The sequence below is a fragment of the Maribacter aurantiacus genome (assembly GCF_005780245.1).
In the GTDB taxonomy this organism is placed as follows: Bacteria; Bacteroidota; Bacteroidia; order Flavobacteriales; family Flavobacteriaceae; genus Maribacter; species Maribacter flavus.
In genome coordinates, this window is record NZ_VBUK01000012.1 from 46842 (window position 1) to 62990 (window position 16149).

Annotated in this window: 5 protein-coding genes; 3 read left to right on the forward strand and 2 right to left on the reverse strand. The window is 44.1% G+C overall.

What is annotated here, in order from left to right:
• The first annotated feature begins 71 nt into the window (after nt 1–71).
• The 3 genes from FEK29_RS15935 to FEK29_RS15945 all read left to right on the forward strand — a co-directional run bounded on the left by FEK29_RS15935 (nt 72) and on the right by FEK29_RS15945 (nt 11065).
• On the forward strand, nt 72–8669 hold the full coding sequence (locus FEK29_RS15935; protein WP_138259435.1) for a T9SS type B sorting domain-containing protein: 8598 nt from the start codon (nt 72–74) through the stop codon (nt 8667–8669).
• A 175-nt stretch (nt 8670–8844) separates the two neighbouring features.
• Nucleotides 8845–9564, forward strand: a complete 720-nt coding sequence (locus tag FEK29_RS15940; protein ID WP_138259436.1) for a carboxylesterase family protein — start codon at nt 8845–8847, stop codon at nt 9562–9564.
• Nucleotides 9565–9592: 28 nt separating this feature from the next.
• The gene (locus FEK29_RS15945) at nt 9593–11065 is read left to right on the forward strand and encodes a sulfatase family protein (RefSeq protein WP_138259437.1); all 1473 of its coding nucleotides are present in this window, start codon (nt 9593–9595) and stop codon (nt 11063–11065) included.
• 31 nt (nt 11066–11096) lie between these two features.
• On the opposite strand, the gene FEK29_RS15950 is transcribed toward FEK29_RS15945, so the two are convergent.
• Together FEK29_RS15950 and FEK29_RS15955 are read right to left on the reverse strand one after the other, a co-directional pair.
• Nucleotides 11097–12593 carry an FG-GAP repeat domain-containing protein gene (locus FEK29_RS15950; RefSeq protein WP_161595368.1) on the reverse strand — a complete coding sequence of 499 codons (1497 nt, stop codon included), beginning with the start codon at nt 12591–12593 and terminating at the stop codon, nt 11097–11099.
• Nucleotides 12594–12721: 128 nt separating this feature from the next.
• Complete coding sequence (locus FEK29_RS15955) at nt 12722–16039, reverse strand: VCBS repeat-containing protein (protein ID WP_138259439.1); 3318 nt, start codon at nt 16037–16039, stop codon at nt 12722–12724.
• Nucleotides 16040–16149 lie beyond the last annotated feature (110 nt).

Consider the following 16149-nt stretch of genomic DNA (forward strand, 5'->3'; position numbering starts at 1 on the left):
AAAAAATTTTACACCAAGGAGGGATATTGACCCCCAAATCATTGTCCTTCTTACCAAACACTACTTAACCTATGCACCCATCACAACAGCGAAGATCGCTGTATGTACTCCTGCTGATACTTCTATCGGTGGTTGGCTCTACGGCACTTGCGGATTCAAGCATTACCAAGATTTTTAGTGAGGTAACCCTTGCAGTGGAAAGGGTGGTCGAAAATACGGTTTCCAAGAAGAAAGTCGAAACCTCTTCGGATTTTGATATTTCAAAGACCAAAGACTCCAACACTAAGTCGGCCACTGCCATGGCCCCAATGTTCATGACCATCATCCAAGGCGCGGACGAGGAGGTAGGTTGTAGCAGTAACGGATTCACGGTAGCCCGTTTTAACCTTTGTGGGAACAGCGATGATCGGATTATTAGTCTATCCGGTGGACCATACGGTTCTGTCTCCTGGCAGATGTTGGGCGGTTCCTGTTCTCCGGATATCAACAATGACTGTCCCAATACGGGTTCCTGCTACACACAAGTGGCTACAGGACAAACCTTCAGTTTGGATGCGAGTTCCATCCCATCGACCATAGGTGCAGAATATAGGGTGGTCGCGGACGGACAGATTTTTTATTTTAAGGTTAAAAAAAGTACCATCAACCAAACCTTCGTTAAGGAGGATTATATCTGTGATGTACCTGGACGGATACAAATAACCAACTTGTCCAGCGCCTACGAATTTAGTATTGATAGTGGAAGCGGTTTTGGGCCATGGCAAGGCGCCATATTCTCAAATTTGACTCCAGGTACCTATATTGTAAAGGCCAGGTTGAGAAATATCCCAAATACCTGTGAGTATCCTTACGAGCCTATTGAAATATTGGAAAGAACCTTGGATTTGTCCGTAAACTTTACGGATATCAATTGTCCCGGGGAAACGGGCGCCATCACCGTAACGCCCACACCCGGCCTTGGACCCTATAAATACACCCTTTTGAACAGCATGGGTGTGGCGCAGGAATTTACCGCCTTTATACCGGACGAGACCTATACCTTTTCCGCTGTGGGTTCCGGTACCTATATCGCACAGGTAGAAACGCAACAATGTACGGGAGACCCATTGAACGGAATCAATCCGCCAAGAATTGCAGTCGATACCTTTGGAAACCCAATAACCATTGGGTCCGGAATAAGTCCGTTGGATGCTTCCACGGAGGTAAATTCCAGTTTTGGATGTGCCACTATTTCCAGTGTGGATATTACGGTGAATACATCGGGTGGTTCCGCGCCGTATACATTTACGGTTAATGGTGGGCCTGTACAGCCCTCGTATGGAAATGCTACAACGGACACAGGGACCACAATCTACACCGTAAACTCCCCAGGAACTTATGACTTCGTTATTACCGATAGTAACGGTTGTATTATCACGGCCTCTTCCAACGTGGAAGACTTGCTGCCGCCAGATGTAACAGCATCCGGAATTGACGGAACGTGCAGTAATGGGGGTGCCCGTATTATTTTCACCGTTAACGATGCCCGGGGATATAACCTTTCCTATCGGGTGAATTCTGGAGATCCTTGGGTGACGGCACCACAGATTTCTGTCCCCGCAGGAACTTATAACAATATTGAAGTCCGATATCAGCAAGGTGGTTTTGAATGTACAATTACCCTACCTTCGGTAACGGTGACCACGGTTGGGAACATAAATGGCTCCGCGACCAAAATTTCCGATGTTACCTGTGATGGTAGTGGAGGTACCAATGGTGGTAGGATTGACTTTGTAGGACCTTTTACCGGTGGTTCGGGTAGCGGATATCAATTCAGTATTGACGGGGTGAATTTTACGGGCATCACTTCGTACACCAACTTAGCCGCGGGAACGTATATACCCATTATCAGGGATGGTGGTGGTTGTCGATTGGAACTAACTCCGATCGATATTTTGGATGTAGATCCGCCCACAAACCTGGATTTCGCACAAAGCAATATTAGTTGTGCCGCCGGTACATCGGATGTTACCCTTACACCAACATCCAATGCGGCCATCGTTAACTACTCGGTCGTTAGCCCCGTGACCATCAATAATGGAAGCAACCCAACCTTTGTTGGGTTAAGCACTTCCACGTCCTATATCTTTCAAATAACCGATGCAAATAACTGTACCTATACGGAAGGCTTTAGTCCGGCCGTAATAAGTTCCATTCGGGCCCGTGTAAAATCCGGCGGGGACTTACGGGTCTGTAATGGCGCTACGGATGGTACAGGCACTTTTATCATCGACGGATTTGCGAACAACTACACCTATAATATCAATGGAGGTCCTGAAAGTGCCCCGCAAAACAATGCCGAGGTCGATTTGCCGCTATCGGGAATAGGAACCTATACCATCACCGTAACAGATGCCGATACCGGTTGTACGGATACCGCTACTTTCGACATTGTGGACGCTCCCCCCTTGGATATAAGTGGAAGCACCGTCACCCCAATGAGCTGTGCCAATGGAAATATAGGTAGCGTTCGTGCCAATTTTACCGGAGGTTGGGGCGGAAACAGGTATACCTTGACGCCACCTTCAGGGCCAGCAATAGGACCCAGATCGGGGAGGACGTTTAGCAACCTAACGATTCCAGGAACCTATACCTTGACCGCTGAAGATGCGGAGGGTTGTACCGATACTTTTGTTTTTGTTCTTACCCAAATTGACGCACCTACTGTAAGTTTGGACAATGCGGCATCCGATTTTTGTTATGTTCCCGGTACCGGAGCAACCGCAGTGGTAACTTCCACGGCGGGCACAGCGGCATTGGGAACACATGAATTCCGCATCAATGGTGGAGCTTTGCAACCAACGGGTACCTTTAATGGCTTGACTCCCGGTAATTATACCATAGAGGTGGTAGACGGTAACAATTGTAGCGATTCCATAGTAATCACTGTTGCTCCACAACTAAGGGTCAATACTGCGGTAGTCACGGAAATCCCTTGTGGGGGATTGCCTGGCCAGATTCGGGTGGATGTATCAGGAGGATATGCTTCGGCTACCGGTCTCTTTGAGGTAAGTTCCGATAATGGGGCAACGTTTAGTGCGCCTGCACCCTATACCTCCAGTACCTTCTTCTACGATACTGCCATTGATGGCACCTATGTATTTAGAATAACCGATAACAATACTACCAATGCAGGTTGCGAGGCCACATCGGCACCGCTCATATTGAATCCACCAGCGAACATTGCCGCTGCTTCTGTAATAACAAGGCCTGTAAGTTGTGGTGCTCCAAATAATGGGGTCGTAACCATTATACCCGACGGAACCAGTGGCGTACCGCCGTACGAAGTCAACTTCAACGGTATGGGATGGAGTTCGCAAACAGTATACTCAGATTTACCTGCAGGTACATATCCTTTTTTAGTTAGGGATTCTAGAGGCTGTGAAACCGTACCGGCAAATGCCGTCATAGGTACCGATACCACCTTGCCACCGGATGCATCGGTTACCCAAGATGCGGCTATTTGTGACGGTAGTGGTGTCGTGAGCGGAGGAATCACCATTAATGGCGTTACCGATGGAACCCCAAATTTCGACTTTAGGATCGAGGACAGTACGGGAACGGAAATCACACGTTTGGAAAATCAGTCGGCCTTTCCAATTACCATTAGCGATACCAACTTGATTCCAGGGAACTATACAGTGATTACCTTGGATGCCAATGGTTGTACGGACATAGATACGGTAACTATCACTTCAAATGAAGTTGTGATTACACCTATTTTTCCACCATTGCCACCATCCTGTGACGATAGTAGTTTTACATATGCCGTTAGTGTGAGCGGCGGTTCCGGTTCTTATGAAATCAAGTTGGCGCAACAGCCTTCGTTTTATCCCTTGAACAATACGCCGGGCATTAATGACCATACCTTTAGTAATGCTGCGGACGGTATCCAATATGGTATTGCCTATACCGTACAGGTGAGGGATGTGGTAACAGGTTGTTTGTACGAGCAGGAAATTCCGCCAGTTGATGCGCCTTCAACACTCGAAATTACGGCATCTTCAACACCTGGAGCTTGTGATGTGAACAGAAACGGGGAGATTGCCTATGAGGTCATTGGCTATAATCCTGGGGACGTTTTAAGAATTGAGTTGCTGAACAATGATACAAACACCACAACAGTGATCGTCCCATCATTTTCGGCCCCTGCGCCACCATATACCAACACGTATCCAGAGTTGCCCGGGGATTATCAAATAATCGTGGTGAACGAAACGGATACCTGTAGGAATGCTGCCGGTGTCATCATAGATCAAAACTTACCGGCCATAGATGTAATCTCCGATGTTCCTGCGAATTGTAATGCATTCGGACAGATAACGGTGCAAGGCCGTGGCGGATCGGGAGGTCCGTATGAATATGCCTTTGTGCCCGATGGTTCCCCGGAACCCGCTTATCCGGCAGATTATGTGAGCACCACGACTTTTGTGGGCCCTGCCGGAGACTACGATATTTATGTGCGCGATAGTGGTGGTTGTATCTCCTTTGATATCGCCACGGTGATCCAACTGGACCCGGACCTTCCCGTACCAACGTTTACGGTGGTGAACCAATGTAATCCCAGTTCAACTTCCTTTGATATTACCGTGGCCATGCCAAACTCGGTCAACACGCCACGTTTTACTTTGGCGGGAGATGAACAGATTCCAACGGATAATGGAACCAACTGGGTATATACCTTTACGGTTGCCAGTCCGGGGGATTATGTGGTCGATGTGGTCGATGCAAATGGATGTACCAGTCAGGGTACCGCGACGGTATATAATTTCCTTTCGGCTACGGGAACTTTTTCTACAGATTCAACATGTAACGATGCTGATGGCGAGATTACGATTGCGACTTTTGGCGGCAGCGGTGATTTTGGATACATCCTTTCGGGAACGGATTACACAGGTGCTTCGGTGGGACCCATTACCCAAGAGGACGACCCCGTTTTCGCCGGATTGGCTCCAGGTACCTATGATGTTTTGGTGGTGGACCGAATTATGTTCGACGGAACCAATTTCTGCGAATATAATGTGGCCGGAATCAATCTGAATCAGGCCGCGCAACCAGTTATCACTTCAGAATTGGCTACCGATATCACCTGCCGTGACAACAACGACGGAACGATTGAAGTGGTGGTAGGACCTGCAAATGCTTTGGTGCCATTTACTTCGCAGGATATGCCCATTACATATATTTTGAACAATCTTACCACTTCCTCGGAACACGACCGAAACAATACGGGAACCTTCTCCAATTTACCACAAGGGGATTATCAGGTTCAGGTGGTGACACAACGGGGTTGCGAGGTATTATCCGCGGTGCATACGATAACAAATCCGGCCGACTTTAGCATAACGGCTTCGGCTCCTGATTTTGCCTGCGAGCCCGGGGCAAATCGCTATAGTTCAACAATAATTACCGTGAATGTTACAGATCCTGGAACAATCGGCTCCGGATATCAGTATAGTATCACCGGTTTTTCCAACTATCAATCGGGTAACACCTTTGAGATTGTGGACAATGGTTCTCCGCAGGATATAACCGTATATGCCATCGACGGGAATGGGTGTCAGACTACCTTTGACCTGCCAACTATAAATCCGCCTACGGATGTTGTTCCAACATTGAGCGTAGTGAGTGCATTGGATTGTGCCAACGATGAACGCGTTCGCATCGATGTGGTGGGCACTACTAATTTTACCATAGTAACCAATTCCGTTGTTCCGGTCGCCAATGTAACTATTAGTGGCGCTTCCTTTGGGTTTGTGGATTTGCCAGCATCGGGCGATTATATCATGGAGATTGTAGACAATACGGGCGGATGTACCTATCCACTTCCGATCCATACCGTAAACGACCCGCAATTACCAACGGTTTTTATTACGGAGGCCAAACCGGTTAGCTGTTTTGGAACTAATGATGGCGAGTTGTTCATAACGGTTTCGGATTATGTAGGAACTTATAACTATACGGTCTATATGGCGGATGATACAACCAGAAGTACACCCATTGCGACAGGTAGTTTTGAAACAACTAATTTCCCGGATGTGAATGGTGAGGAAGCCAGGATAACCGGCCTGCCAGGAGGTAATCTAATAGTTGAGGTGGTTTCCACGGACGTTCCATTCTGTAGTAATGACAGCAATGTTGCCAATATTCGTACCCCTAACGGGCCTTTACAGGTAACCGCCAATTCTGTGGGTAATGTGGGCTGTGGTAATGACAGTGGCGAGATTCAGGTGACCGGAACCGGTGGTTGGGACGGTACGCCGTATGAATACCGATTATTGTTCAGCACCGATGGTGGTACAAGTTACACCACTGAAGTAGCGCCTTTCTCCAACAATAACACGTTTACCGGATTGGAATATGGTTTCTACCGAGTGGAGATTCAGGACACGGAGCTTTGCACGAACATTTTTGATATTGAATTGGATGAAGTACCACAAATCGATGCCGGTATCAGACAGCCACAAGGTCTGGATTGTCCCAATGGAAACAACGCCGTATTGGAAGCTTTTGACCCCACAACGGGTGATGCCACTACGGCCACAGCTGGGGCCTCTGGAGGGTTTTCAGGTGCTGGATATAATTATCGATTACTGTATTTGAACGGCAACGACAATACGGATATCGCATCTACGAGCGGATTGCAGAACACACCAACCTTCATTGGTGCCAGCGGTGGTTTTATCAGTGCCGGATGGTATGCCATAGAGGTTTCCTCTAGCTTTGGATGTTTGTTCGTTACGGAGCCTTATTTTGTGGATCCGCCACCACCAGTGGCCCCGTTACTGGTTCAGACACGGGTACCCGGTTGCGGCGGTGATGGTGAAATGCGATTGTCCATACAGAATCCAGACCCTTCTTTTACGTATGAATATGCGCCTGTGGAGAATGGGGTTGTGGTAGGGCCTTATCAAACCATGGTGGGAAGTTCCGTTTTGGTACCAGGCGTACAGGGAATCACCTATCAATTTGATGTAAGGAAGACCAATGCGGCCAGCACTTGTTTGGCTATACGATCTAATGGTATAACCATGACCAATGCCACGGGCATTACGTTATTGCCCAATCTGCCGGACGATATTTCCTGTGCTTCGGAGCTGGACGGTAGGATAGAATCTTTTGTAAATGGTGGTGTGGGTGACGATACCTTTTACCTCTATAACGGAGACCCGGTAGACGCGTTTAATCCGTCCGCATCGGCAACCTTGTTCAGGGGACCACAGGATAATGGAACTTTCGAAGGCTTGCCAGAAGGTACGGACTACTATATTGCCGTAACCAGCGGCGCCACATGTATGGACATTGCAGGGCCTTTCCAAATTGTGAGGCCAGATCCTATCGTATTCGATGCAGCACCTACAACGGTAAGTTGTAACGGGGAGCAGGATGGAACCATCACCGTTGAGGTGTTATCAGGAGGTATCGGTTTGATTCAGTTCGCCATAGGCCCAAATTTCAATGAGTTCTTTAGTGATCCGGCAACCCCGGGAACTTATACCTTCGAGGATTTGGCACAGGGTACCTATGAAATATTGATTCAGGATGAAAACGGCTGTTTTGAACGTGATTTCATCACTGTGGACGAACCCGAGGTGCTCCAGGCCGTCAACATTCAAACTACGCCGGAATTGTGTATAGGTGCAAATGATGGCACTATGACTTTTGAGATAACCGGCGGAACACCCTTTAATGACCCCATGGTAAGTGCTACGCCTTATTATGAGTATAAGGTAGAAATGATCGACCCCATCGACGAATCGGGTACTGGAACTTTTGCTCCATATGTGCCTGGTCAATTGATCGAGAATTTACAGGGCGGTGCCTCCTACGCCATTCATATTAGGGATGCCAATTTATGTACGGGATTGGAATTGTTTAATATCGGCATTGGTGTCGATTTAACTGCTGAACCGTTGGTTGTGTATGGATGTGAGGGAATCTTTCCAAATAGTACGGTAACCATTGACATGTTGGGCAATATAAATATGGATGATTTGATGTTCGCCTTAGATCCCATAGATGCTACTGACGCCATAACTTCCAATGCTGGAATGGACTATCAATGGGGAGATCTTGCTCCGGGTGACCACAACGTTTACATCTACCATCAGAACGGGTGTACCAATTTTGTGGAATTCACGGTCGATGCGTATGATCCATTGACCTTATCGGCAGAAAAAACAGGTCCCAATGAACTTGTGGCCATGGCACAAGGCGGTTATGGCGGTTATGAATATTTCTTTAACGGCGCTTCCTATGGAAGTGAAACTACCTTCACCACAAATCGAAGTGGAATGGTAAACATTCGGGTAGTAGATGCCAATGGTTGTGTGGCCGAAGTCGACCTTCCTTTTGAATTTACAGGAATGTTGGAAATTCCCAATTTCTTTACGCCGGACGGAGACAGACAAAATGATGTATGGCAAATACGAAATACGGAATTCTTTGACGATTTGGAGGTAAAAATTTATGATCGTTACGGTAGGGTAGTGGCCGTATTGGACAAGGTGACCGGATGGGATGGAACCTATGAAGGCAAAGAAGTGCCTACAGGCGACTACTGGTATGTGGTCAATGCCCTGGGTGAACGAAAATCCCGCTATGTGGGACACTTTACATTGTACAGATAACATTTAGTAAGGGAAGCTTTCCCAGCTTCCCTTTTTTTATATGATACTCTTTTTTCATGTATTCATATATAAAGTTCACTTTTTCGTTTTGTTGTATATCAAGGTTTTTGCCATGAGTATTTCAATAGATTTGTAAAACGAATTATGTATCTTCAAAGGATATAATTCGCCTGATTTGTATAAAAACATCTTATTTATTTTCCTGATACTCTTGGTAAGCAGTTGTGCCTCGCAACCTAGTTATACCTTGGTAGATGGAGAGTTGGAGACATCGGTAACGGAAACCTTAAAGTATTACCTGTACTATCCACCGGAATACGAATTGAAACCTGAAAAAAAATTTCCTGTTTTATTGTTCTTGCATGGAGGGGGAGAGGTGGCCGAAGATTTAGGTCCCAATGAAAAAATTCCGCCACCAAGCCTCATTTTACAAGGTAGAAAATTTCCATTTCTGATTTTAGCCCCTGAAAATTCATATGCGAAAAGTTGGTGGAACACCCGTGCCGTAAAACAGCTCTTGGATTCCGTGGTTTCAAAAAACCGTATCGATAGGAATAGGATTTACTTATCCGGGATAAGTCGTGGCGGGGGTGCCGCCTGGGAGATGGCGGTCCAATATCCAGAAACTTTTGCTGCCATGGCCGTTGTCTGTGGGATGACACCGTTGCCCTATGCTTCATGGATCAATAAGAAAATGCCCATTTGGGTCTTCCATGGCGAAGACGATGACGTGATTCCGGTCGAAGAATCCGAGTCCATGGTGAATAAACTCAAGGAGTTTGGGTACGATGTCCGGTTCACCAAATATGAAAATGTGGGCCATGAGGCATGGTCAAAAGCATATGCTACGGATGAACTCTATGCGTGGTTTTTAAGGCAACAATTACAGAATTGATGGTACCTCAAACTAAAAAATACATATTATGAAAATAGCACATGCACTAGTTTTTTTGACTTTCTCTTTGTTTTTTCTTGGGAGAGGAAATTCCATGCCCAACAAAAAGCAGCCTAGGAACGTAATTTTCATTCTTACCGATGATCATCGGTATGATTACATGGGTTTTACAGGAAAAGTTCCCTGGTTGGAAACTCCAAATATGGATAAGCTTGCCAGGGAAGGAGCTTATTTGCCCAATGCCTTTGTAACGACTTCCCTGTGCTCCCCCAGCAGGGCTTCTATTTTGACGGGTATGTTTTCCCATAGCCACACCATAGTGGACAATCAAGCGCCAGATCCGGGCAACCTTACTTATTTTCCCCAGTATTTGGAGAAGGCCGGATATCAAACCAGTTTTTTTGGAAAGTGGCATATGGGCGACCATGGAGATGAACCACAACCTGGATTTACGCATTGGGAGAGTTTTCCTGGCCAGGGTGTGTATTACAATCCCACCTTGAACATAAACGGAGAAAGAATATCCTATAAGGACTCCACGTATATTACCGACCTATTGACAGAACATGCCATTGATTGGCTTGATAGCAGGGATAGGAAAAAACCCTTTTTTATGTATCTATCCCATAAAGCGGTTCATGCCGGATTTCAGCCGGCCAAAAGACACAAGGGAAAGTACAAAGGAAAACGGATCGACCTCCCAACAACTTATGAGCAGACAAAAACAGGTGCCTATCGTGACCTAAAATGGCCTCAATGGGTAGCTGACCAACGGGTAAGCTGGCACGGTGTGGATTATATGTACCATGAAAATAGGGATATCCATGAGATGGTGGTGGATTATTGCGAAACCCTTTTGGGTGTCGATGAGAGTATAGGTACCGTGATGGATTACTTAAAAAAGGAAGGATTGGACGAATCGACCTTGGTTATTTATATGGGGGACAATGGTTTTAGTTGGGGGGAACACGGATTGATAGATAAACGTCATTTTTATGAGGAGTCCGTAAAAGTACCTTTATTGGTGCGTTGTCCGGAATTGTTTAAGGGTGGAATCCGTCCGAAGCAAATGGTCCAGAATATTGACATTGGACCCACCATTTTGGCCGAAGCGGGAATTAAGCAGCCCGAGCATATGCCGGGTACTTCGTTTATTCCAATTCTTAAGGGAGTGGCCAATGTAAATACCCGAAAAGAGGTGTTTTATGAGTATTACTGGGAATATGATTTTCCAATGACACCCACGGTTTTTGGGATGAGGACGGATAAATACAAATACATGAAGTACCATGGCATTTGGGACCGAAATGAATTGTATGACCTGGAAAACGATCCCGATGAAATGTATAACCTAATTGCAGATCCTGACAAACAGGAGATAGCCAAATCCATGTCCGCCGCCATATATGATTGGTTGGAAGAAACAGGAGGCATGCAGATTCCCTTAAAGCGGACTGTAAAGTATAGGTGGGGCGATTTTAAGCATCAGAATGAGCATTGACTTCTAGGGATTCGCAACACCCTTTAGAAAATCACGGGTTTAAATTGTTTTCAAGAATCAAGAGATCCACTTCAGATTTTCTCCAGGCCTCGTTGAGATTATCCGGAACGGGAGTGAAGGAGTAACTAAAGGCGCTAAGAATAATATCCGTATCTCCGTCCTGATCTACATCTCCCGCATCCATTAACATCCATCGGCCCAGATTGCCAGTGTCCATACGATAGGGTTCAAATTGGAATGAATTGGCATTTTTGTTTTCCAAATAAACAAAGGAGTACGCAGGGGTTCGTTCATAATCCGGAAAAGTGGATAGAATTCCAAAGTCGATGTCCCCGTCTTGGTCATAATCATTGGAAACGACCCTAGTGGCACCGTTCATAGGATAAAAATAAGCTTCGGTAAAATTATTGTGGCCATCGTTGATATGGATTCGTAATCCGTGATACGGCTTGTGAACATTGCTTTTATCGGCATTATCGCCCTGAACTGTTACTATGTCGTTATATCCATCATTATTATAATCAATAATCTCAAACCAACTAGATCCGTACACCGGACTGAACTGTATGGGGGTTTCCATTCTAAATTTTAAATCGGCCTCCTGATAAAAAATGGTAATGCCCTCCCTACCTTGTGAAGTTAGCACCACCAAATCATCTAGGCCATCTTTGTTCATGTCCTTGGCCATAGCCCTTGTACTTCCTGGTTGGTTCAATAATATCTGGTCTTTATAATTAAAATCCCCATTATGGCTTAGAAGGGTAAGTTTCCCTGTCAAATCCCCAAATTCACAGACTACAACTTCGTCAATGCCATCCTTGTCAAAATCATGGACAAGGCTATGAACAGGTCTATGTAACTGAATATTGGCTCGGTTTATTTTTCTCTTGCTGGGCTCGATAACACTTAAACTGCCCTGAGAGAGCTCAGAAGGGTCAAGATAACCAACATAGGTGAAATATTTTAAGGTGTCCTTTTGGGAGTAGGAGGTAAGTGCTTGCTTCGTACGTTCTGTTTTGGTGACTTTTTTTAAAATAGGATCATAATGAATTAATCTGCTATTTAGGTTGCCGGTTATTATTTTTTTCTGAACAGAATCAAATTTCAAAAATGTAAATAACGCTCCCTTGATACTATCCAGAACTATTGGTTGCACCTTAAATTGGGATATTCCATTGGTTGGTGTCTTCACAATGCCCAGATCAAGGGAATCACCGGCCATTTTAAGAATATAGTCTTTGAGTAAATTCCAATCCTCTATGGATATACTAGGTTTTTCAGGATACACCCCGGACTGAACAATGGCAAATTGTTCCATGCGTGAAATGCCCTCATAGGGATCGTATGCCGTGTCCTTGATTCCCATACGCGCGCCCATATCCGGTAAAATGCCATCTTTCCAAATATGTTTAGGTAAGTTATCGATATCCGGAAGCAGATGGCAACTCGCGCAATAAGACTCATAAAGTGCTACAGCTTTTTTCTCCTTCGGCTCACATGAAATCAAGGATGTTATTACAGCAAGCAAAAAAAGGAGTTTCATGTTGGAAGACATTGTCATGCTATTTAAAAGAAGAAATCTTTCCTTTGGTTCAATCCTAATTAAGGGGAAGTGCTATCCATACATATTTTCGATAAAGGCGGATAAATAAAATACTACTCATTTTTAAGAAAAACTCTTAGCGGGCCCCTGTTCTGTGAGACCACAATGAATGGATTACTCTCGTTGGCATTATTTACAATGGTAATATCCTTGGTATCACCTTGAGCTACAAACCCACTTTTTTGGATATCGACAACAGAAAAATTACCCTTTCCATCCCCTTCCAACAAAAATCCGTTGGAGGCATCATATTTTCCAATAAATACCTCGTTGCCATAGTCGTTTCCAACCAATAGAACATCGTCATTGCCATCGTTGTTGTAGTCTGTTACCGCGATACTGTTGATCGGTGCCATTTGTGTTTCCCAAGGTAGTTCCTTATAACTGAACGTGCCATTACCTAAATTTTCCACGTATATGCTTCTATCAAAATTTCCTGTCAATGTAAGGGCACCGTCCATTTCCTCTTCCGTGAACAAGGTGTTGATATCCGCATTTGCAAAGCTTTTATATGTATTGTATTTAGAACGGAACAAAGGACTCTGACCATTTAGATCGCCCCAAAACTTCAAGGGAAACGATCTGTATTCCGGATTGTCAAAGCTATACTTAAGATAGCTGAACATCACAGGGTCAACGGTGCCATTATTGTCGAAGTCTTTGGAGACGAGCTTGGTAGGTCTTTCAGGGGAAGGTTGGTAAAAATTGTTGGCCCCTAAATTCCCAACGATAAAATCCAAATCCCCATCCTTGTCAAAATCATGGGCAACGATGCTTTCCCAGAAACCGTATAAATCATCCATACCGGTCCCCTCCATTTTTGTTAGTTTTTCCCCATTGTTTTTGAAAACGGTAATTGGCATAAATTCCCCAATAACTATCAGGTCGTTAATTCCATCGGAATCCACGTCTGCCCAAGTAGCATCGGTGACCATACCTATATCACGTAATTCGGGACACATTGAATCGGTTACATCCACCAATGTACCATTTTCATTTTTTAAAAGATAGCTGCTTTCCGGAATGGGGTATTTCGCAAATGGTGTTCTGCCCCCTACAAATAAATCTATAAAACCATCTTTGTTAAAATCATTTGCGGCAACTACGGAGCCACTCTTTTTGATTTCAGGCAATTTATCCAAGGCAAGGGAAAAATTACCCTTTCCATCGTTAACAAGAATCCTATCCAGATAATAGCTGTCATCCGGTGTAAATTCATTGCTTCCGGACACGAAGTAAATATCAAGATCCCCATCGTTATCCAAATCAAAAAGGGCTATTCCTTCTTCCTCGTATTTTTTGTCTTCTTCTTCCTTGAATAACTCTCGTTGCAAAAATTGTCCATTCGATTCTTGCAAAAATAAAACCGGTGAATACCTGGCGGAACTACCCACAATGAAATCCTCCAGACCATCGCCATTGAGATCTCCCGATGCCAAGCAAGGACCATTTTGGGTCAATTTATGCGGTAATATTCTTTGAATATTGAAGTCGATTACATCCAACTCCTTATGTTCATAATCCATTCCATATTCTTTTGAAACTTCGGTAAATAACTTTTGGTCCTTTTTGGGATTGAACGGAAATTCCAGGGATTTTACATCTATTGGGGAGGCTTCATTTTGTTTCAGTACCAAGGTTTGATTAGGCTGAACGCCTTCCAATTTTTGATAGTTGCCATTAGGCCATAATATCTCTAAAGAATTAATTTTTGCCTTATCGCCCAGACCAAAATGCACTATACCATCCAAGGAGGACATATAGCCTCTATACAAGTAGTTTTCATGGTATTGAAAAGTGCCATCGTCAAAGCGTACCACTACTTTTGCACCTATGCCGTAGGTGTCCGAGTTTTTAAGGTTGATTCTTACATAGTTGTTTTCTGCCCCTAAGTTGTTTCTAAAGATGAAAGCAGGGTCGTTGATATTGTTAACAACATAGTCCAAGTCACCATCATTATCCAAGTCTGCAAATGCCGCTCCATTTGAGAAGGAAGGTATATTGAGACCCCATTCCTCACCTTTATCCTCAAATGTATCCTTACCGTTATTTACGTAAACATAGTTTGGAATCTTGATAGTAGGTATGGAATCCAAAATTTGACCTGGTTTCAAATACCTACTTACATTAAAATTGAAGTCCCCAAAATCAAGGTCGGTGATATCCCTAGGAAAACCATTCGTTATCAATAGGTCTTTATGGCCATCATTGTTCATATCCGCAAATAATGGCGACCAGCTCCAGTCGGTTTTAGAGACACCAGACATTAAACCGATTTCACTAAAGGGTACACCATTTCCGTTTCCTTTCTGCAACATGTTCCTGGAATATTGATATTCATAATTGTAACGTTCATTAAGGACATAGTTGGTGTAATTATTACTTGCTATGGTCGTCTTCAACCTTTGGTTGGTTTCACCCAACATATCCAGAGTGATGATATCCAAATAACCATCATTGTTAAAATCCGATATATCATTGCCCATGGAGAATTTACTTTGGTGCTTCACAAATTCCGATATTCTATTGGTAAAAGTACCGTCCTGATTATTGATATACAGCAGGTCATTGGTGAGGTAGTCGTTGCTTACATATATATCTGGCCAGTTATCGTAATTGATATCCGCAATGGCCAAACCAAGTCCGTAGCCTTCTAAAGTGATGCCGGCTTCAAGGGAAACATCGGTAAAGGTACCATCCCCATTGTTACGATACAGATGGTCCGTGCTCAGCGCAGAGCCGTCCGTTATCTTTTCCCTGTAGTTGGAAGGAAGCACATGAATATCCACGTTGTTGAGAACATAAAGATCTAAATCTCCATCTTTATCATAATCGAAGAAGGTGGCTCCCATACTGTTACTGCTATCTGCAATGCCATATTCTTTAGCCATCTCTTTGAAAGTAGGAACACCATTGGCATTGTGTCCTTGATTTACGAATAACATATTGGCCTTTTCTTTATCGGAATCCAACATGGCCGCACATACATAAATATCAAGGTATTTGTCGTTATTTATATCTACCAGGGCAATTCCGGTACTCCATTTGTCAATTCCTTCAATCTGTGCCTCTGCGGAAATATCCTTGAATTTAAAGTCGCCTTCATTTAGGTAGAGTTTATTTGAAACTTGGTTTCCCGAGAAAAAAATGTCGGGCCTGTCATCATTATTGAAATCTCCAATGGCAACACCGCCTCCATTAAAAATGTATTCACTTGTTAGAATATTAAAGCTGTCCGTTTCTATAATCCTATTGTTAAAATCTACGCCAGAACTTTTAGCTGGTATTTGGGTAAAGAGCTTTTCTTTTTCCTCTTGGCAAGATGTAAAGACAAGGGCAATAAGAACTGAAATGCAAATTATTTTTTTCATTTTTAGTGCAATAGTTTTAATAATGATATTAGGATATCAAAAAAGCGATGATTTTAAATGGCTATAAACAAAGTTAATTAAACGGTAATGTTATAAAAATTTAGGAGTAG

What these genes read in the sequence shown, in the direction of transcription:
- FEK29_RS15935 (WP_138259435.1), top strand. Translation starts at nt 72, where the DNA reads ATGCACCCATCACAACAGCGAAGATCGCTGTATGTACTCCTGCTGATA.
- FEK29_RS15945 (WP_138259437.1), top strand. Translation starts at nt 9,593, where the DNA reads ATGAAAATAGCACATGCACTAGTTTTTTTGACTTTCTCTTTGTTTTTT.
- FEK29_RS15955 (WP_138259439.1), bottom strand. Translation starts at nt 16,039, where the DNA reads ATGAAAAAAATAATTTGCATTTCAGTTCTTATTGCCCTTGTCTTTACA.